The 17,919-nt window shown below is 58.3% G+C and carries 16 protein-coding genes; 12 read left to right on the top strand and 4 right to left on the bottom strand.

Annotation, left to right across the window (positions count from 1 at the left end; genetic code table 11):
* Positions 1-3 precede the first annotated feature (3 nt).
* The 4 genes from pheA to QIT27_RS06630 form a co-directional block, all read right to left on the bottom strand.
* Complete coding sequence (gene pheA, locus QIT27_RS06645) at positions 4-1,095, bottom strand: prephenate dehydratase (protein WP_159342276.1); 1,092 nt, start codon at positions 1,093-1,095, stop codon at positions 4-6.
* A gap of 5 nt (positions 1,096-1,100) precedes the next feature.
* Positions 1,101-2,204, bottom strand: a complete 1,104-nt coding sequence (gene serC / locus QIT27_RS06640; protein ID WP_285263270.1) for a 3-phosphoserine/phosphohydroxythreonine transaminase — start codon at positions 2,202-2,204, stop codon at positions 1,101-1,103.
* Positions 2,188-4,887 carry a DNA gyrase subunit A gene (gene gyrA / locus QIT27_RS06635; protein ID WP_285263269.1) on the bottom strand — a complete coding sequence of 900 codons (2,700 nt, stop codon included), beginning with the start codon at positions 4,885-4,887 and terminating at the stop codon, positions 2,188-2,190. Before gyrA ends, serC begins: the two co-directional genes overlap by 17 nt.
* 165 nt (positions 4,888-5,052) lie before the next feature.
* Complete coding sequence (locus QIT27_RS06630; protein WP_159342279.1) at positions 5,053-5,487, bottom strand: acyl-CoA thioesterase; 435 nt, start codon at positions 5,485-5,487, stop codon at positions 5,053-5,055.
* A gap of 166 nt (positions 5,488-5,653) precedes the next feature.
* On the opposite strand from QIT27_RS06630, the gene QIT27_RS06625 reads away from it, so the two are divergent.
* The 12 genes from QIT27_RS06625 (at position 5,654) to nth (ending at position 17,905) form a co-directional block, all read left to right on the top strand.
* Positions 5,654-6,592 carry a recombination-associated protein RdgC gene (locus QIT27_RS06625; RefSeq protein ID WP_285263268.1) on the top strand — a complete coding sequence of 313 codons (939 nt, stop codon included), beginning with the start codon at positions 5,654-5,656 and terminating at the stop codon, positions 6,590-6,592.
* A gap of 57 nt (positions 6,593-6,649) precedes the next feature.
* Entirely contained in the window at positions 6,650-7,831 is a 1,182-nt protein-coding gene (locus QIT27_RS06620; protein ID WP_159342281.1) for a 1-acyl-sn-glycerol-3-phosphate acyltransferase, read from the top strand.
* 103 nt (positions 7,832-7,934) lie between these two features.
* Entirely contained in the window at positions 7,935-8,216 is a 282-nt protein-coding gene (locus tag QIT27_RS06615) for a hypothetical protein (protein ID WP_159342282.1), read from the top strand.
* A 110-nt stretch (positions 8,217-8,326) separates the two neighbouring features.
* Complete coding sequence (gene metG / locus QIT27_RS06610) at positions 8,327-10,363, top strand: methionine--tRNA ligase (protein WP_285263267.1); 2,037 nt, start codon at positions 8,327-8,329, stop codon at positions 10,361-10,363.
* 113 nt (positions 10,364-10,476) lie between these two features.
* Positions 10,477-12,066, top strand: coding sequence for a sensor domain-containing diguanylate cyclase (locus QIT27_RS06605; protein ID WP_285263266.1), 1,590 nt, complete (start codon positions 10,477-10,479; stop codon positions 12,064-12,066).
* Positions 12,063-12,644 (top strand): electron transport complex subunit RsxA, encoded by a 582-nt coding sequence (gene rsxA, locus QIT27_RS06600; protein WP_159342285.1) that lies wholly within the window; start codon positions 12,063-12,065, stop codon positions 12,642-12,644. Before QIT27_RS06605 ends, rsxA begins: the two co-directional genes overlap by 4 nt.
* 5 nt (positions 12,645-12,649) lie before the next feature.
* Entirely contained in the window at positions 12,650-13,231 is a 582-nt protein-coding gene (gene rsxB, locus QIT27_RS06595) for an electron transport complex subunit RsxB (protein WP_285263265.1), read from the top strand.
* Entirely contained in the window at positions 13,218-14,888 is a 1,671-nt protein-coding gene (gene rsxC, locus QIT27_RS06590; protein WP_285263264.1) for an electron transport complex subunit RsxC, read from the top strand. The genes rsxB and rsxC overlap by 14 nt, the downstream gene beginning before the upstream one ends.
* The gene (locus QIT27_RS06585) at positions 14,885-15,916 is read left to right on the top strand and encodes an RnfABCDGE type electron transport complex subunit D (RefSeq protein ID WP_285263263.1); all 1,032 of its coding nucleotides are present in this window, start codon (positions 14,885-14,887) and stop codon (positions 15,914-15,916) included. The genes rsxC and QIT27_RS06585 overlap by 4 nt, the downstream gene beginning before the upstream one ends.
* Entirely contained in the window at positions 15,913-16,539 is a 627-nt protein-coding gene (gene rsxG, locus QIT27_RS06580) for an electron transport complex subunit RsxG (protein WP_285263262.1), read from the top strand. Before QIT27_RS06585 ends, rsxG begins: the two co-directional genes overlap by 4 nt.
* Positions 16,536-17,237, top strand: coding sequence for an electron transport complex subunit E (locus tag QIT27_RS06575; protein WP_285263261.1), 702 nt, complete (start codon positions 16,536-16,538; stop codon positions 17,235-17,237). The genes rsxG and QIT27_RS06575 overlap by 4 nt, the downstream gene beginning before the upstream one ends.
* A gap of 29 nt (positions 17,238-17,266) precedes the next feature.
* Positions 17,267-17,905 carry an endonuclease III gene (nth, locus tag QIT27_RS06570; protein ID WP_285263260.1) on the top strand — a complete coding sequence of 213 codons (639 nt, stop codon included), beginning with the start codon at positions 17,267-17,269 and terminating at the stop codon, positions 17,903-17,905.
* Positions 17,906-17,919: the final 14 nt, after the last annotated feature.

Here is a 17,919-nt window from a genome sequence, read left to right as displayed (position 1 = left end):
CCGTCACAGCACGCCCTGGGGGTAAGAGCCCAACACGCGCAGCTCGGAGGCCCGCAAACGCACCTCTTCCAAGACCGCCGCCACCTGAGGCTCGTCGCGATGACCTTTGAAATCGATGAAAAATACATAATTCCAAACGCCGGTGCGTGACGGCCGCGTTTCAATACGAGTCAAATCGATTTTGTGGCGATGGAACGGCTCAAGCAGATCGTGCAGCGCCCCCGGCTGGTTACGCATCGCCACGACGATGGACGTCTTATCCTCGCCTGACATGGGCACGTCTTGGTTGCCAATGATCAAAAAGCGCGTGGAGTTATCCGGGCGATCCTCGATCTTGTCGGCAATCCGCTCCAGACCATACAGCTTCGCCGCCATGTCACCCGCTATGGCGGCGCTATGCCATTCGGTCTTTACCAGCTTCGCAGCTTCTGCGTTAGACGACACCGGTACACGCTCAGCGTGAGGATAGTGTGCGTCCAACCACTTACGGCACTGGCCAAACGACTGCGGATGCGAATAAATGCGCGATACTTTGTCTTTACGCGTGGTTTCGCTGATCAACAGATGATGATGGATGCGTAGCACCACTTCGCCGCAAATCTTGATGGAGGAGTCCATGAAGGTATCGAGCGTGTGATTGACAACGCCTTCAGTGGAATTCTCCACCGGCACGACGCCGTAATTCACCGCGCCCGCTTCTACTTCGCGGAACACCTCGTCGATGGCGGCCATGGGCAAGCTGACCGCGCTTTCCCCAAAGTGCTTCAGCGCGGCTTGCTGGGTAAACGTGCCCTCTGGGCCTAAATACGCCACTTTGACCGGCTGCTCCAGCGCGAGACAAGCAGACATGATTTCGCGGAACAGACGGGCCATCTCTTCGGAGTCCAGTGGCCCGTTGTTCAGCGCCATGATGCGCCGCAACACCTGCGCTTCCCGTTCAGGGCGGTAGAACACGGCATCTTTATCTTGGGCGAGCTTAACGTGAGCCACTTGCTGAGCGCAGGTGGCTCGCTCACTGATCAAGCGCAGAATATCGCCATCCAACTGGTCGATACGTTGACGCAAGTCGTCTAAATGGATCGGCGTATCGGACATGATGGTTAGCCTCTTCGTTGTTCGAAATCCGCCATAAAGGCAATCAAGGCATCGACCGCCTCTTCGGGAACGGCGTTGTACAAGCTAGCGCGCATGCCACCGACGCTGCGATGACCTTTCAAATTGAGTAGCCCCGCCTCATCGGCTTCTTGTAAGAACGCGTTATCCAAACGCTCGTCGGCCAGTACGAACGGTACGTTCATCCTCGAACGGTTCGGTATGGCGATGGGGTTGCGGTAGAAATGACTGGCATCGATAGCCGCATACAGCTTTAGCGCTTTGCGCTGATTCATCGCCTCCATCGCTTCCAGGCCACCCACGTCGTTTTTCAGCCATTGAAAAACGAGACCCGATAAGTACCACGCGTACGTAGGTGGCGTGTTCACCATGGAACCCGCTTCCGCCAGCAGCTGATAATCGAATAGTGACGGAATGGAGCTTGGCGCGCGTCCCAGCAGGTCATCGCGCACCACAACGATGGTCAAACCTGCCGGACCAATGTTCTTCTGAGCGCCAGCATAAATGACGCCATACTCACTGACATCAATGGGGCCAGAAAGAATGTTCGACGACATGTCGCACACCAGCGGCACGGCTTTGCCATCTGCCCGAATCGCCTGCGGGATATAGTCGAACTCCAAACCGCCAATGGTTTCGTTGGAGGTGTAGTGCAAATAGGCAGCGTCATCGCTGATAGCCAGCGAGGCTTGATCAGGGACGGCCGTTTGCCCATTTGCCTCACTGCTGGCCGCTAGATGGCACTCAAAGCCAAGGCGTTTGGCTTCGCTCAGCGCCTTCTTCCCCCAAATACCGGTTTGGATGAAGTTTGCGCTTCCCCCTTGCCCCAGCAAGTTCATCGGCAGCATCGAAAACTGCATGCTTGCGCCGCCCTGTAAGAAGAGCACCCGATAATCGCTCGGGATCGCCAACAGCTCGCGCAAATCTGCTTCGGCGCGCTCTGCAATCGCCACGAATTCATCGCTGCGGTGGCTCATCTCCATGACCGACAAGCCGCGCCCTTGATAGTCAAGCAGCTCGTCACGGGCGCGCTCGAGTACGGCGCTGGGCAGGGCCGCAGGCCCTGCGCAAAAATTATAATGACGTGTCATCGGTTCCCGGTTCCTGTGCGCCATTGTCTGCGTCTGCTGGCTCGCCCGTGTCTACGTCATCCGTCTCTTCAGGCTCATCCACGCGAACGGTTTTCACCAATTTTTCTTCTTTACCCAAGCGAATCAACATGACCCCTTGCGTATTGCGCGAAGTGGTCGAGACCTCCTCCACGCGGGTGCGCACCAACGTGCCGCGATCGGTGATCAGCATCATTTCGTCGCTGTCGTACACCTGCATCGCAGCCACCAGCGAACCGTTCCGCTCACTGGTCTGCATAGCGATAACACCCTGGCCACCCCGGCCACGCAGCGGGAACTCTTCGAGTCGGGTGCGCTTGCCGTAGCCATTCTCACTGGCTGTCAGGATATAAATTTGTCCTTCGCCCTGAGCGGGGGTCGCAGCGTCTGCTTGAGCATCTATCTCGGCATCGGTGTCGGCCTCAGCATCGATCTGCTGGCTCTTGGGAATGATCAAGCTGATCACTTCCGCATCGCCTGCCAAGCGCATACCGCGCACACCGCGAGCAGTACGGCCCATGGCGCGCACATTGCCCTCTTCGAAACGGATCGCTTTACCATTGGAAGAGAGCAGCATCGCGTGATCGGAACCCGAGGTAATCGCAGCACCCACCAAGCGATCACCCTCTTCCAGGTCAATCGCAATCAGGCCAACGCTACGCGGGCGCGAGAACTGCTCGAGGCTGGTACGTTTCACCGTGCCCTTCGCGGTGGCGAAGAAGATGTAATGTTCGGGATCATAATCCCGAACCGGGAGAATGGCGTTGACCGACTCGCCCTCTTCCAGCGGCAACATGTTCACCAACGGCTTGCCACGAGAGCCGCGGCTGGCGTTCGGCATCTCGTACACTTTCAGCCAGTAGACCTTGCCACGGTTGGAGAAGAGCAGCACGGTGTCGTGGGTCGAGGCCACTAGCAGGTGCTCAATGACGTCCTCGTCTTTCATGGACGTCGCCGACTTGCCACGGCCACCGCGACGCTGCGCTTGATAATCCGATAGCGGCTGTGTCTTCGCATAGCCAGAGCGGGACACGGTCACCACCATGTCCTCTTCTGCAATGAGATCTTCAATGGAGAGGTCCAGATGGCTGGCCTGAATCTCCGTACGGCGATCATCACCGAACTGTTCACGCACCGCGTGCAGCTCTTCGCGGATCACGTCCATCAGGCGATCGGCAGACGCCAGAATCTCCGTGAATTCGGCGATCTTTTCCAGAATCGACAGATACTCATCGAGCAGCTTTTCGGTTTCGAGCCCGGTCAAACGGTGCAACCGCAGCTCTAGAATGGCCTGCGCCTGCGCGGGAGAGAGTCGGTACTCAGTAGCAGAGGGATTGAGGCCAAAGCCCTCTTCCAGATCTTCCGGCTTGCAAGAGGTTGCACCGGCGCGCTCGAGCATGGCGGTGACTTGGCCCGGCTTCCACACCTTCGCCAGCAGTTTTTCACGGGCTTCCGCTGCGTTGGGGGATGCCTTGATCAGCTCGATGACTTCATCGATGTTGGAAATGGCCACTGCCAAACCTTCCAACAGATGGCCACGCTCACGGGCTTTCTTGAGTTCGAACAGCGTACGGCGAGTAACGACTTCACGACGGTGACGAATGAACGCTTCGAGCATCTCTTTGAGATTGAGCGTCCGCGGCTGGCCGTTCTCCAGCGCCACCATGTTGATACCGAACACATTCTGCAGCTGGGTTTGGGCAAACAGGTTATTGACGACTACATCGCCCGACTCCCCCCGTTTGATCTCGATCACCACGCGCAGGCCGTCTTTATCCGACTCGTCGCGAAGCTCGGCGATACCCTCGATCTTTTTCTCTTTGACTAGCTCGGCAATCTTCTCGATCAACCGCGCCTTGTTCACCTGATACGGCAGCTCGGTGATGATGATGTGATCGCGGCCGGTTTTATCGTCGTGCTCGATGGTGTGGCAGGCGCGTACGTAGATACGCCCACGCCCGGTACGGTACGCATCGAGAATGCCCGCGCGGCCATTGATGATGCCACCGGTAGGGAAATCCGGCCCGGGGATGTACTGCATCAGATCATCCACTGACAGCGTGTAGTCGTCGATAAGGGCCAAGCAGCCGTCGATCACTTCCCGCATGTTATGGGGCGGAATGTTCGTCGCCATACCGACCGCGATTCCCGACGATCCGTTGATCAGCAGGTTGGGCACTTTGGTCGGCAGCACTTCTGGAATGCGCTCGGTGCCGTCGTAGTTATCGACCCAGTCGACCGTGTCTTTTTCAAGATCCGCCAGCAGCTCGTGCGCCAGTCGCGCCATGCGCACTTCGGTGTAACGCATGGCGGCCGCGTTATCACCATCGATGGAACCAAAGTTGCCTTGACCATCCACCAGCACGTGACGCATGGAGAAGTGCTGAGCCATCCGTACGATGGTGTCATACACCGCACTGTCACCGTGCGGATGGTATTTACCGATGACATCGCCGACGACACGCGCCGACTTCTTGTACGGTTTGTTCCAGTCATTGCCCAGTTCGTGCATGGCAAACAGCACACGCCGGTGAACGGGCTTCAAGCCGTCGCGCACGTCAGGAAGCGCGCGGCCAATAATGACACTCATCGCATAGTCGAGGTACGACTGCTTTAGCTCGTCTTCAATATTGACGGGCAAGATTTCTCTGGCGATGTCACCCATGAAAGTCAGATCCTTTGCACTGCATTGGCACTGCGAGAGTTGAAAGCGCTTGAAAATGCCGCCTTTCGTCGTACGAGACCGAGTACACGAAGGCTGCGCGCAGATACCGTGTCATCATACCACTGCATGCGCATCAAGGGCAGTCGGTGACACTGCCATTGCTATTTAGGCCGTAAACGCCTCCTTGGCCACGACCATCCCCTGCAGCACCTCGCGTACTTCCCCCTCAATGGCGGCAGCTTTGTTGGCCTTGACATCCAACAGGACGAAGGTGAGGTCGGCCTGAGCGATCAGGGTACCGTCGGCCCGCACGATGCGGTGGTGGCACAGCGCACTGCGCTCACCCACGTCGACGATGCCCGTCAATACCTGCAAATCGTCCCCCTGGACGGCCGCGGCGCGATAGTCGATGTTCAAATTGACCACGACGAAGGCTCGCCCCGCACTATGAAGCTGCTGGATGAGCCGTGGGTGCTCGTCGAAAAATGCCCAGCGCCCCTCCTCCATGAACTCCAGATAGCGCGCATTGTTGACATGACCATAGCCATCCAAATGGTAACCACGAACCCGCATACCAACCTGTGAAATTGACTCAGACATAGCATCCTCTTGTTCACTGCTTATAAAAATGGGCAAGGAATCATTAACACCTTGCAAATCAAACACAAGTTTAAAACCAGTGCAACAACAAGTCGCCACGCCAAGGTGCTGGTAGGAAAGGCTTGGTTTCGACATAATGTGCCACCTTTTTCATAGGATCGGTGACATGTGGTTTAAGCACCTGCATTTATATCGCCTGCACGGCGCTCCCGAGCTAGATAGCCAAACGTTGGCCAACGCACTGGATGAGCATGCGGCCAAGCCGCTGGGTAATGCGGATGCACGCCGTTTAGGCTGGACGGCTCCTGCCGGGCGGCTAGGCGGCGACCGGCGTGTCCATGAAATTCAGGGGCACCGCCTACTCTCGGCCCTGCGCCAGGAACGCCTGCTTCCCGCCTCGGTCGTCAAAGAGGAAGTCGATGAAAAAGTCGCTGAGATCGAGGCCAGCGAAGGGCGCAAAGTAACCCGTAAGGAAAAAACGGCGCTTAAAGAGCAGGTCACCGAAGCACTCCTGCCCCGCGCCTTTGTCCGCAGCCAAAAAATCGACCTCTGGTGGGACACCAAACGCCAGCTCATCGGTGTGAATGCCAGCTCGCGCACCCGCGCCGAGGATGTCTTGGACCTGCTGCGCGAAACCTTAGGCAGCTTGAAAGCCACGCCGCTTAGTAGCCAGACGCTGCCCATTCGCGCCATGACCACCTGGCTTGGCGACCCGGCCAGCCGTCCTGCCGACCTCCAGCTTGGCGACCAAGTGGAGTTAAAGGCTAAAGGCGACGACGGCGTACTGCGTGCACGCCAGGTCGATCTCGATAGCGATGAAATCCAGCAGCTGCTCGAAAGCGGGCGCCAAGCCAGCAAACTCGCCATGAGTCTCGAAGGCCGCCTAAGCTTCGTGCTGCACGACGATCTAGCGCTCAAATCGCTACGTTTTGGCGACGCGCTCATCGAAGAAGCGGACCATGCCGACGACGGCGACGATGCGCTCGCCCGCTTGGAAACCGACTTCATCCTAATGGCCCAAGCGCTGTCTGACGATATTACCCGCCTGCTCGAATGGTTAGGTGGCGAAACTCAGCGGGAACCGACGGCCCAGCCAGACGCCTAAGCCACGAGACAGATAGCCGCCGTAACCCGATTATTTTGCTGATATCCAACGGATCGCATGACTCATCACAATAACGCACCCAACGCTGACTCACCGAATGACCCTTGGGCGGATATTCGCCCTTATATGGATCACGAGGTGGCCGATGTTCTTGAACGGCTTTCCCGCGATAGCGAGCTGCTCGATGCGCTGACCCGCTTCCGGCTGCCACGCATGGCCAAGTGGGCGCCGCCAGTGGCGCGCGCATTGGCAAGCCATGCCGTTCGGCGCGAGGTAAAGGGGGTCACCAGCGTTCGCGAATTCCAAATGCGTATCGCCAGCTATATGGTGCGCATGATCCGCACGACGACCGATGCATTCGACGTCTCGGGGCTCGACAAGCTCGACGACCATAGTGCCTACCTCTTCATTGGCAACCATCGCGATATCTCACTGGACCCTGCCTTCGTGAATTACGCGCTCTACGAAGCGGGTCGGGATACCGTGCGCATCGCGATCGGTGACAATTTGTTAAAGAAACCTTATGTCACCGACCTCATGCGGCTCAACAAAAGCTTCATCGTACCCCGCAGCGCTCGCGGCAAACGAGCCATGCTGGCAGCTTACCAGCAGCTCTCGTCGTACATCCGTCACTCGATTACCGACGACAATCACTCCATTTGGATGGCTCAGCGCGAAGGCCGTGCCAAGAACGGCATTGACCGCACCGACCCCGCCATTATCAAAATGCTCACCATGGCCAAGCGTCACGCCGAGCGCGACATGGTGTTTGGCGATGCCATTGCCGAATTAAAACTCGTGCCGGTATCCATCAGCTACGAATACGACCCTTGCGATGTGCAAAAAGCCCAAGAGCTTCACGACATTGCGAAACAAGGCAGCTACGCCAAGGGGGAGTTCGAAGACATTCGCTCGATCGTCGCGGGCATCACAGGCTCCAAAGGTCGCGTACAGCTCAAATTTGGTACGCCCGTCGGTGCCGATATGGCCACGCCCGATGAAGTCGCCGCTGAGATCGACCGCCAAGTCATTGGTGGCTATCGCCTCTTCCCCAGTCACTATCTTGCACTGGAAACATTGGGCGAGTCGCCGGAGCTGGTCGCCCGTAAAGCGATTACTCGCCAGGACCGGGAGCGCTTCAAAGCGCGCCTAGCCAGCGTGCCTGAAGCGCTGCGGCCTTACTGGCTCGCACAGTACGCCAACCCGGTGAAGCACAAGGCTGGGCGTCTGAGCCTGTAGCGACCAATCTGCGCATGCTCACGGTTAGAAAAAGTGCTATGGTCAAGGCATTCATTGGTCTCGCTTGGTAGCTTCACCAAGCGCGGTCTTAAGGAGACTCCCTATGTCCGCATCAGAAATTCAAAAAACACGTATCATCAACGAGCTACGCGGCTTCATTCGCAAGTTACTGCAGGACCCGAAAATTCTCGAGCAGTCACTGGCCATTGCCCGCACCCAGCTCACCGAAGGCAGCAGCCCCGCCATCATGGCGCGTATTGCCAATGAAATTTCAGACACCACCAGCGTGCATATTCCTGAAGACCCGGCCGAACACTCCGAGGCAGACAAACTGTTTCTAGAGCTGTTACGCGAAGTGGTGCAAGAAGAGCAGGCGCTGTACTAAGCCTCGGCCACACTCCTGGGTACGAGCACGCACTCAACATGACGTTACCGGCGAAGCACCTCCCCTTCGCCGTCTTTATTTGTATTGTCTAACCGGAATTTTCATTCACCATGTCCAATACTGCCCCGCGCAACATTCTGGTGACGAGCGCCCTTCCCTATGCCAACGGCGCCATTCACCTCGGCCACCTGCTGGAATACATTCAAACGGACATCTGGGTACGCTTTCAAAAAAGCCGTGGCCAGCAGTGTTACTACGTCTGTGCCGACGATGCTCACGGCACCGCGATCATGCTACGCGCCGAGCAGGAAGGGATTTCCCCAGAAGCCTTGATTGAACGGGTTTCTCAAGACCACCAGGAAGATTTCGCCCGCTTTGGTGTGGGGTTCGATAACTACCACTCCACTCACTCGGATGAAAACCGCTACTTCAGCGAGCTGATCTACACTCGCCTGCGGGACAAAGGTCATATCGCGACCCGCGATATCGAGCAGATGTTCGATCCGCAGAAAGGGCTGTTTCTTGCCGACCGGTTCATCAAAGGCACCTGCCCAAAGTGCCACGCAGACGACCAGTACGGCGATAACTGCGAAAAATGCGGCGCGACCTACACACCGGCGGATCTGATCAACCCGGTGTCCGCCATCTCGGGTGCGACGCCCGAGGTGCGCAGTTCGACGCACTACTTCTTCAAACTGCCGGACTTCGCTGACTTTTTACAGCAGTGGATCAATGATGGTCACGTACAGCCACAAATCCGCAACAAGCTGATGGAGTGGTTCGAGTCGGGCTTCAACGAGTGGGACATTTCCCGCGACGCGCCCTACTTCGGTTTTGAAATTCCCGATGCGCCGGGCAAGTACTTCTACGTATGGCTAGACGCGCCCATCGGCTACCTCGCCAGCTTCAAGCATCTGTGCGAACGCGATGGGATCGATTTCGATAGTTTCTGGAAAAAAGAGTCGGACGCCGAGGTCTATCACTTCATTGGCAAGGACATCGTCTATTTCCACGCGCTGTTCTGGCCCGCCATGCTTCACGGTGCCGAGCTGCGCACGCCGACGGCAGTCAACTGTCACGGTTTCTTGACCGTCGATGGTGCAAAGATGTCGAAATCGCGCGGCACCTTCATCAAAGCCGCCACTTACGCCGAACACCTCAACCCTGAGTATCTGCGTTACTACTTTGCTGCCAAGCTCACGTCGAAAGTAGACGATCTTGACCTCAATCTTGACGACTTCGCGGCCCGCGTCAATTCAGATCTCGTCGGCAAGGTCGTGAACATCGCCAGCCGCTGTGCCGGCTTTGTCAAAAAACTCGGGAACGGCACGCTCTCAGGGCACTGTGCCGAGCCGCAGATGGTTGCCCGCTTTATCGCTGCTGGCGACGACATTGCCGCCGACTTTGAAGCACGCGAATTCAGCCGCGCGATGCGTAAAATCATGGAATTGGCCGATGAAGCCAATACCTATATTGCCGAGAAAGAGCCCTGGGCACTCGCTAAGCAAGAGGGCCGCGATCAAGAAGTGCTGGAGATCTGCTCGGTGGGCATCAACCTGTTCCGTCAGCTGATGGTCTACTTGGCACCGGTTGTCCCAGCCATGGCCGAGCAAGCCCGCGAATTCATAAATGTTGACACTCTGAATTGGGAAAGCCGTGGTAACGTACTGGTCAACCACCCGATCAACAAGTTCAAACCGCTGATGACACGGGTAGAGCGGGACAAGATCGACGCCATGATCGAGTCCTCGAAGGAAGATTTGGTAGAAGAGCAGAAGCTAAAGAACGCCCCGAAAGGCCCACTGGCCGACGAGCCCATCGCGGCAGGCATTAGCTTTGACGAGTTTGCCAAAGTCGACCTGCGGATTGCCCGAATTGCCAAAGCGCAATACGTCGAGGGGGCCGACAAACTGCTTCAGCTCACTCTAGATTTGGGCGGCGAAACCCGCAACGTTTTCTCGGGGATCCGCTCGGCTTATTCGCCAGAGGCGCTGGAAGGTCGATTGACGGTGATGGTGGCTAACTTGGCACCCCGCAAAATGCGCTTTGGCGTTTCCGAAGGCATGGTGCTGGCCTCTGCCAACAACGATGGCATTTATTTGCTTTCGCCCGATGCTGGCGCTGAACCGGGTCAGCGTGTAACGTAACGCCGCCGTTCACGGACGAAAGGGGCAAGGCGCGCAGCCTGCCCCTTTTGTGTTTAAGCGACGTCCATTCTTATCGTTAGTGGTCGTCATTCACTTCAACATGAGTGTGTTTTATGGGCCAGCGCCTCTCCGTGTCATTGCGTTTTCGTTTCTTTGCCGTGCTTGGCGGGTTATTAATCGTCGCAATGATAGCGCTCGCGGTCATCAGCAAATGGCTGATATTTCCGGCGCTACAGGCCGAAGAGCGCACCGCCGTTCAGCGCGAACTGGACCGAGCGACACGCAGCCTGATGCTCAACCAAGAGAACCTGCTGGCACAAGCACGGGACTGGTCACACTGGGACGATACCTACCGGTTCATCGAAGGCACTAACCCTCGCTACCGCGACGTCAACTTTAGCCAACAGATGTTCGAGGACATGAACTACCACCTGATGGCGTTTTTTACGCTGCAAGGCGACGTTCATTTCTTGGCAGGGTTGGAGCCAACCACTGGGCGTTATCAAACTTGCACCGCCGCCGTTGACCGCTGTGCGTGGATGGCTCCCTGGGTCGAGACCATGCAATCGGCAATGGCCGAGCACGTCGACCCAACGGCGCTGTATATCGAACAGTGGCCTGCCATCGTGGCTGCCAGCCAGATCTTACACACCGACGAAAGCGGTCCGCCCAACGGCTGGCTGTTCAAAGTGCGTGCGATGGATGACGCTTGGCTCGAACGGATGGTCGATTACACCGGACTTCCTCTTTCACTCGATGTCACGCACTATGACGCCGACCAACCGACCGAACTTACCTTCTCTGGCGACCAGGTACGTGCCTCTCAGCAATTTCCTGCCTTCGGCACGAACGAGGCCGTCTCGCTAGGGATCGAATTAAATCGTGTGCAGTACTTAGCAAGTCTCACTACTTTTCGCTACATCCTGGCCTGGACAGCCGGTTTGATGCTGCTCGTCATTGGCATGGTACTATTACTGTTAGAGCGTATGGTGCTCAAGCCTCTGCGCCAGCTCACGGCGTTGACACAACCTTCATGCCCCTTCCCTGACAGTGATCACTTGACCCTGCGTCGGGATGAAATCGGCCTGCTTGCCAGGGCATACCTGGAGCAGCTCACCTGTCAGCAACAGCTCAATGCGGAACTGCTGCGCATGTCGACCCACGACTCTTTGACGGAGCTTCCCAACCGGCGGCTGTTCGATCAGCGCTTGATCGATGGCGTAAGCCACGCCAACGAACACAACGTACCGCTGGCCGTCATGATGCTGGATATCGACCACTTCAAGCTCTACAACGACGACTACGGTCACCAGCAAGGCGACGAGTGCTTGAAGAAAGTCGCCACGGCATTGCAAAACGAGGCCATTCGCCACGACGTACTCATTGCCCGCACCGGCGGCGAGGAGTTTAGCGCCCTGCTCCCGGGAGCCACGCCCCAACAGGCGAAAGCATTTGCCCACGCGCTGATAGATGCCGTCGACCAGCTCCGCTTACCCCATGGGACCTCGCCGGTGAGCCACTACGTGACGATTAGCGTCGGTATTGGCATGCTCAGCGATAGCGAGACACTGCTGCCCAGCGCGGTCATGGCCACCGCTGACCAAGCGCTCTACCTAGCCAAAGCGCAAGGACGACACCGTGTCGTGCTCTTCGAGCCCCCTCTAGCCAGCTGCCCTGTTTCTAAGCAAAATACGCCGTCATGAATGAACTCTTCGTTATTTTGGTCAGCACCGCGCTGGTTAACAACTTTGTATTGGTCCAATTTCTTGGGCTATGCCCGTTCATGGGTGTCTCTAACAAACTCGAATCGGCGATGGGCATGTCGTTGGCCACCACGTTCGTATTGACGCTAGCCTCCGCCGCTAGCTACGTGGTCTATCACGGCCTGCTGGTACCGCTGGATATTACCTACCTGCGTACCATTAGTTTTATCGTCGTGATTGCCGCCGTGGTGCAGTTCACCGAAATCATGGTGCGCCAGCTCAGCCCGTTACTGCATCAGGTGCTGGGTATTTTTCTCCCGCTGATCACCACCAACTGTGCCGTCCTCGGCGTGGCCCTGCTGTCGCTGAACCGAGAGCTAAGTTTTTTCCATACCACGCTGTATGGCCTGGGCGCTGCGTTAGGCTTTTCGATGGTGCTTGTACTGTTTGCCGCCATGCGTGAGCGCTTGGCCAGCGCAGATGTGCCCAAGCCCTTTCGCGGCGCCGCGATTGCCATGATTACCGCCAGTCTCATGTCACTGGCGTTCCTTGGATTTTCCGGACTCGTACAGGGGTAACGACCATGAGCGATTCATTTTCATGGTGGGGCGTGCTCAGCGCCGTCGGCGCGCTCACCGGTCTGGGCATCGTGTTTGGCGCGCTACTCGGCATGGCGAGCGCGCGCTTTAAAGGTGAAGAGAACCCGCTGGTTGAGAAAATCGATGCACTGCTGCCACAAACCCAATGTGGCCAGTGCGGCTATCCCGGCTGTCGCCCCTACGCTGAAGCGATCAATCAGGGCGATGCCATCAATAAATGCCCTCCCGGCGGTGAGGCTACCATTCTCGCCCTAGCGGATATGCTCGGCCGCGACCCTGCCCCGCTCGATGGGGAAGCAGCCAGTGAAGATACCGTGGCGTATATCCGTGAAGCCGAGTGTATCGGCTGCACCAAGTGCATTCAGGCGTGCCCGGTAGATGCCATTATTGGCGCAGCCAAACAGATGCATACCGTAATCGAAGACGAGTGCACCGGCTGCGACCTCTGCGTAGCCCCCTGCCCGGTGGACTGCATCGACATGCTGCCCAGACGCAAACCGCTGACACAGTGGGAGCCCATCGTGAGCGACCGCCAGCCATTGAGGAGCGCGCATGCCAGCCTATGAGTTTCCCGGCGGCATCTACCCGCCTGAACGTAAAGAGCGCTCCAATCAAGCGCCGCTGCGCACCGCGCCGTTGCCCAGTGAGGTAACGCTACCGCTGTCGCAACATACCGGTAAAGCGGCGCTTCCCTGCGTCAACGTGGGCGATGCGGTCAAAACAGGCACACTAGTCGCCCGCCGAGATGGCATGGTCTCAGCTAATGTGCACGCCAGTATCAGCGGCACCGTGATCGAGATCACCGACCGCGCGATCATCATTCAAGGCGATGGCGAAGATCGCTGGACCACGCTGCCACCGCTGGATTGGCGAACCGCAGAGCGCGACGCGCTGCTGGAACGGCTTGATGACAGCGGGCTTATTGGGCTGGGTGGTGCGGGCTTTCCGACCTATATCAAAGCTCAAGTCAACGAGCACCACGCCATTGATACGCTGGTGGTCAATGCCGCCGAGTGCGAGCCTTATATTACCGCCGATGACCTCACGCTTCGCCACTATGCGGCGGATGTGCTTGAGGGGGCTCAATTGCTGGCTCGCCTATGCGGAGCCGCGCACATCATCGTCGGCATTGAAGATAACAAGCCTGAGGCTGTTCAGGCCCTACAAGCCCTTCTTACGATCAGTGCTGACAGCGAACCACTGGCGGACGTGACGCTGAAGATAATCGAAACCCGCTACCCCAGCGGCGGAGAGCGCCAGCTGATTAAAAAGCTGCTGAACCGCGAGGTGCCTAGCGGTGGGCTACCGGCGGATATCGGCGTGCTATGCCACAACCCCGGCACGCTGCTCGCGGCGCTGCAAGCGGTACGCGACGGACTACCGCTGGTCGCAAGGGTCGTTACATTAACCGGTGACGCCATTACCCAGCCCGGCAACTACTGGGTTCGTGTAGGGACTTCGATAGATACGCTGCTGGCGCAGGTTGGCGTAGACGACGAGCGGCTTCATCAAGTGGTGGTCGGGGGGCCGATGATGGGCACGCCGCTTACGTCATTAGAGGCCCCCGTCACCAAAACGACCAACTGCCTGATTGCCGCGACAAAAGAGGAGCTGCCGCCAGCACCCGTAGAAGCCCCCTGCATTCGCTGCGGCGCTTGTGAAAGTGTGTGCCCTGCTCAACTGCTTCCCCAGCAGCTGCACTGGTACGCCCGCGCCGAAAACGATGCCGCCCTTGAGGCTCACCATCTGTTCGACTGCATTGAGTGCGGTGCCTGCAGCTACGTTTGCCCCAGCGCGATCCATTTGGTGCAGGACTACCGCTCCTCCAAACAGCGTATTCGGCATAAACGCATCGAAACCGCCAAAGCGGAACACGCCAAGCACCGCTTTGAGTTCCGCCAAGCGCGGCTGGTCAGGGAAGAAGCGGAGAAGAAGGCGCGCCGTCAGGCACGGCTCGCCCAGCAGCAGTCCGCTTCCAGCGACGCTACGGGCACTCAAGCTGATCCCGCGGCAGACCTTCGCAGCCTGCGCATCGCTCAAACGGCCGCCAAAGCCGCCGTGCGAAAAGCGGAGAAAGTACTGGCACGGGCCGCCGCTCAAGACCCGCAGCAGCACCACGACGATTTGGAGACTCAGCTCGCCACTGCCCAAGAGAATTTCAAAGCGGCAGAGGCACGATTGGCCGAAGCCCGTGCCGCCAGTGAACAGAAGGAAGCGCCATGAGCATGATGCACGCCCCCCAGCTGGGTAAAGCACCATCAACAGCCCATGTGATGCGCTGGGTCATCGCCGCCACGCTTCCGGGCCTTGCGGTGATGACGCTCTATTTTGGGCTAGGGATACTCAGCAACGTACTGATCGCGGCGCTTTGGGCCGTCGCCGCTGAGGCGCTCGTTCTACGCCTGCGCCACCGCCCCATTTGGCCGACGCTCAACGACTCCAGCGCCCTGCTCACTGGCGTGTTGCTAGGCGCCTCGTTGCCACCTGCGAGCCCCTGGTGGCTAATGGGCGTTGGGGTGATCGCCGCCGTCGTCGTCGCGAAGCAGCTCTATGGCGGCTTGGGCCACAATCCGTTCAACCCTGCGATGGTGGGCTATGCACTGCTGCTGGTGTCGTTTCCCACCCATATGACGCTCTGGGCACCGCCCCAACCACTTTGGCCCGACTCCCTCTGGCCACAAATAATGGGAACACTACCCACGTCAGCGCTCGATGGCCTGAGCGGAGCCACTCCTTTAGATGCTTTCAAACACAAAGGTGACGCCGTGCTCGCTAGCGAGTTCTGGGCATCGTCACCGCTCCCTGACGGCACGCTGAATGCTTGGCGCAATATCGCGCTGGCATGGCTGGCAGGGGGCGTTGTGTTGATCGTCAAGCGGCTAATAAGTTGGCATATTCCAGTCGCTATGCTGGGCAGCATGATAATGCTCTCCGCGCTGTTTTACGCCAGCGACACTAGCCACTTTGCCTCACCGCTGTTTCATCTGCTCACCGGGGCGACGCTGTTTGGTGCCTTCTTTATTGCCACCGACCCGGTCTCAGCGGCCACCAGCCGCCGGGGGAAGCTGCTGTACGGTGCGGGCATTGGCGTGCTGGTCATCCTGATTCGCAATTTAGGCGGCTACCCGGATGCCGTCGCCTTTGCCGTACTGCTGATGAATCTCTGCGTGCCGCTGCTGGACATGGTCAGCGTGCCACGCCCGGTCGGTCAAGCTACCGCTCGGCCGGATGAGAGGAAGAGCGCGCCATGACCACTCAACACGCCATGCTGCGCGGTGCGCTGGCCCTTGGCCTGTTTGCTCTGGTTACTGCCGGCAGCGTCGCCCTCACCCGCGCCGTGACCGCCGAGCGCATTGCCGCGCACCAGCTTGCTTATCAGCATCGTCAGCTGCAGGAAGTGTTGCCCGCCTCACTGGCCTCGGTGCCGGTTCAGGCCGTATTAGAAAGCGCGTTTTCGCTACCCGACCCAACGCCGCTGGGCCATCGCACGCCGCAAGAGGGTTGGCGGGTACAGCAAGGTAGCGAAGCCGCCACCATTCTGCCGGTCGTGACACGCCAAGGGTATAACGGTGAAATTCGCCTGCTAGTCGCTATCGACCAAAGTGGGCAACTCACCGGGGTGCGGGTGACTCACCACCAAGAGACGCCTGGGCTTGGCGATGATATCGAGCGGTCACGCAGCGACTGGATTACATCATTCAACGGCCTTAGCCTCGAGAGCCTGCCCCCAAGCGGCTGGGCCGTGAGCAAAGAGGGCGGCGCATTCGACAGTTTCACCGGCGCAACGATTACCCCACGGGCCGTCATTAACGCCGTTCATGAGGCGCTGCGCTACTATCAGCGCGAACTCGTTCAGCAGGAGCCCACGCCATGAGCCAGTGGAGACAGCTTACCCGAGAGGGGCTTTGGTCGAATAACCCGGCGCTGGTGCAGCTACTGGGACTTTGCCCGCTGCTGGCCGTCAGCGCCACGGTGGTGAATGCGCTGGGCTTAGCGCTGGCCACGCTGCTGGTCTTGGTAGGGGCCAGCACAACAATCTCACTCATTCGCCATCAGGTGCCTAGCGCCGTGCGGCTCCCCGCGTTTGTGATGGTAATTGCCGCCTTTGTGACCTGCGCCGAGCTGTTAATGGCCGCGTTTGCTTACTCGCTTTACCAAATTTTGGGGATTTTCATCCCGCTCATCGTAACGAACTGCGCCATTTTGGGCCGTGCGGATGCGTTTGCCTCTCGCCAACCCGTGCTGCCTGCCGCCGTCGATGGGCTGATGATGGGGCTGGGCTTTGGTGCGGTATTAGTGCTGATGGGTGCGATCCGCGAGCTGGTGGGCCAAGGAACGCTGTTTAGCGACATGGCGATGCTGTTTGGGCCGGTTGCCGCTCACTGGCAGATCACCCTGGTGGCGGATTACCAGTTTCTCTTTTTCATCCTGCCCCCCGGCGCGTTCTTCGTGGCAGGGCATCTGATCGCGCTAAAAAACGTGCTGGATCAGCGTCGTGCTGCCCGCGCTCGGGCCGTCGACGTCGCACCGCGAGCCGAGCGCCGTGTGCGGGTCACCGGCACTATTAAATAAGCACCATTCAATAACCAAGAGAACACGCCATGAATGCTCAAAAGCGTCATGAGATATTTGCGCGCCTTCAGGCGGAAAACCCGCACCCGACTACCGAGCTCAACTGGAGCACGCCATTCGAGCTGTTGGCCGCGGTCTTGCTCTCCGCTCAAGCCACGGATGTAGGCGTCAATAAAGCAACGGCCACCCTCTTTCCGGTCGCCAATGCGCCCGAGGCCATCATTGCGCTGGGCATCGATGGACTGAAGCAGCACATCAAAACCATTGGGCTCTTCAACACCAAGGCAGAGAATCTGATGAAAACCTGCCACCTGCTGGTCAACCAACATGGTGGCGAAGTGCCCAACACTCGCAAAGCGCTGGAAGCGCTGCCCGGCGTCGGGCGTAAAACGGCTAACGTGATTCTGAATACCGCCTTTGGCCAACCCACCATTGCGGTAGATACGCATATTTTTCGCGTGTCGAACCGCACCGGTATCGCCAAGGGTAAAGACGTCGTCGAGGTCGAGCAGAAGCTGTTGCGCCACGTGCCCAGCGTGTTCAAACAAGATGCCCACCACTGGCTGATTTTACACGGGCGATACACCTGCATTGCGCGAAAACCTCGTTGCGGCAGCTGCATCATCGAAGATCTGTGCGATTATAAAGAAAAGACCGAGCTTGCCTAACGGCATGCCAATGC

Origin of the sequence: Halomonas sp. LC1 (assembly GCF_030247125.1) — a bacterium.
In the GTDB taxonomy this organism is placed as follows: Bacteria; Pseudomonadota; Gammaproteobacteria; order Pseudomonadales; family Halomonadaceae; genus Vreelandella.
This window is presented reverse-complemented; position numbering and strand designations above follow the sequence as displayed.

Coding starts and splice junctions, on each gene's coding strand:
- serC (WP_285263270.1), bottom strand. CDS start 2,204: ATGACACGTCATTATAATTTTTGCGCAGGGCCTGCGGCCCTGCCCAGC.
- QIT27_RS06620 (WP_159342281.1), top strand. CDS start 6,650: ATGACTCATCACAATAACGCACCCAACGCTGACTCACCGAATGACCCT.
- QIT27_RS06605 (WP_285263266.1), top strand. CDS start 10,477: ATGGGCCAGCGCCTCTCCGTGTCATTGCGTTTTCGTTTCTTTGCCGTG.
- pheA (WP_159342276.1), bottom strand. CDS start 1,095: ATGTCCGATACGCCGATCCATTTAGACGACTTGCGTCAACGTATCGAC.
- QIT27_RS06625 (WP_285263268.1), top strand. CDS start 5,654: ATGTGGTTTAAGCACCTGCATTTATATCGCCTGCACGGCGCTCCCGAG.
- rsxG (WP_285263262.1), top strand. CDS start 15,913: ATGACCACTCAACACGCCATGCTGCGCGGTGCGCTGGCCCTTGGCCTG.
- nth (WP_285263260.1), top strand. CDS start 17,267: ATGAATGCTCAAAAGCGTCATGAGATATTTGCGCGCCTTCAGGCGGAA.
- gyrA (WP_285263269.1), bottom strand. CDS start 4,887: ATGGGTGACATCGCCAGAGAAATCTTGCCCGTCAATATTGAAGACGAG.
- rsxB (WP_285263265.1), top strand. CDS start 12,650: ATGAGCGATTCATTTTCATGGTGGGGCGTGCTCAGCGCCGTCGGCGCG.
- QIT27_RS06585 (WP_285263263.1), top strand. CDS start 14,885: ATGAGCATGATGCACGCCCCCCAGCTGGGTAAAGCACCATCAACAGCC.
- rsxC (WP_285263264.1), top strand. CDS start 13,218: ATGCCAGCCTATGAGTTTCCCGGCGGCATCTACCCGCCTGAACGTAAA.
- metG (WP_285263267.1), top strand. CDS start 8,327: ATGTCCAATACTGCCCCGCGCAACATTCTGGTGACGAGCGCCCTTCCC.
- QIT27_RS06615 (WP_159342282.1), top strand. CDS start 7,935: ATGTCCGCATCAGAAATTCAAAAAACACGTATCATCAACGAGCTACGC.
- rsxA (WP_159342285.1), top strand. CDS start 12,063: ATGAATGAACTCTTCGTTATTTTGGTCAGCACCGCGCTGGTTAACAAC.
- QIT27_RS06575 (WP_285263261.1), top strand. CDS start 16,536: ATGAGCCAGTGGAGACAGCTTACCCGAGAGGGGCTTTGGTCGAATAAC.
- QIT27_RS06630 (WP_159342279.1), bottom strand. CDS start 5,487: ATGTCTGAGTCAATTTCACAGGTTGGTATGCGGGTTCGTGGTTACCAT.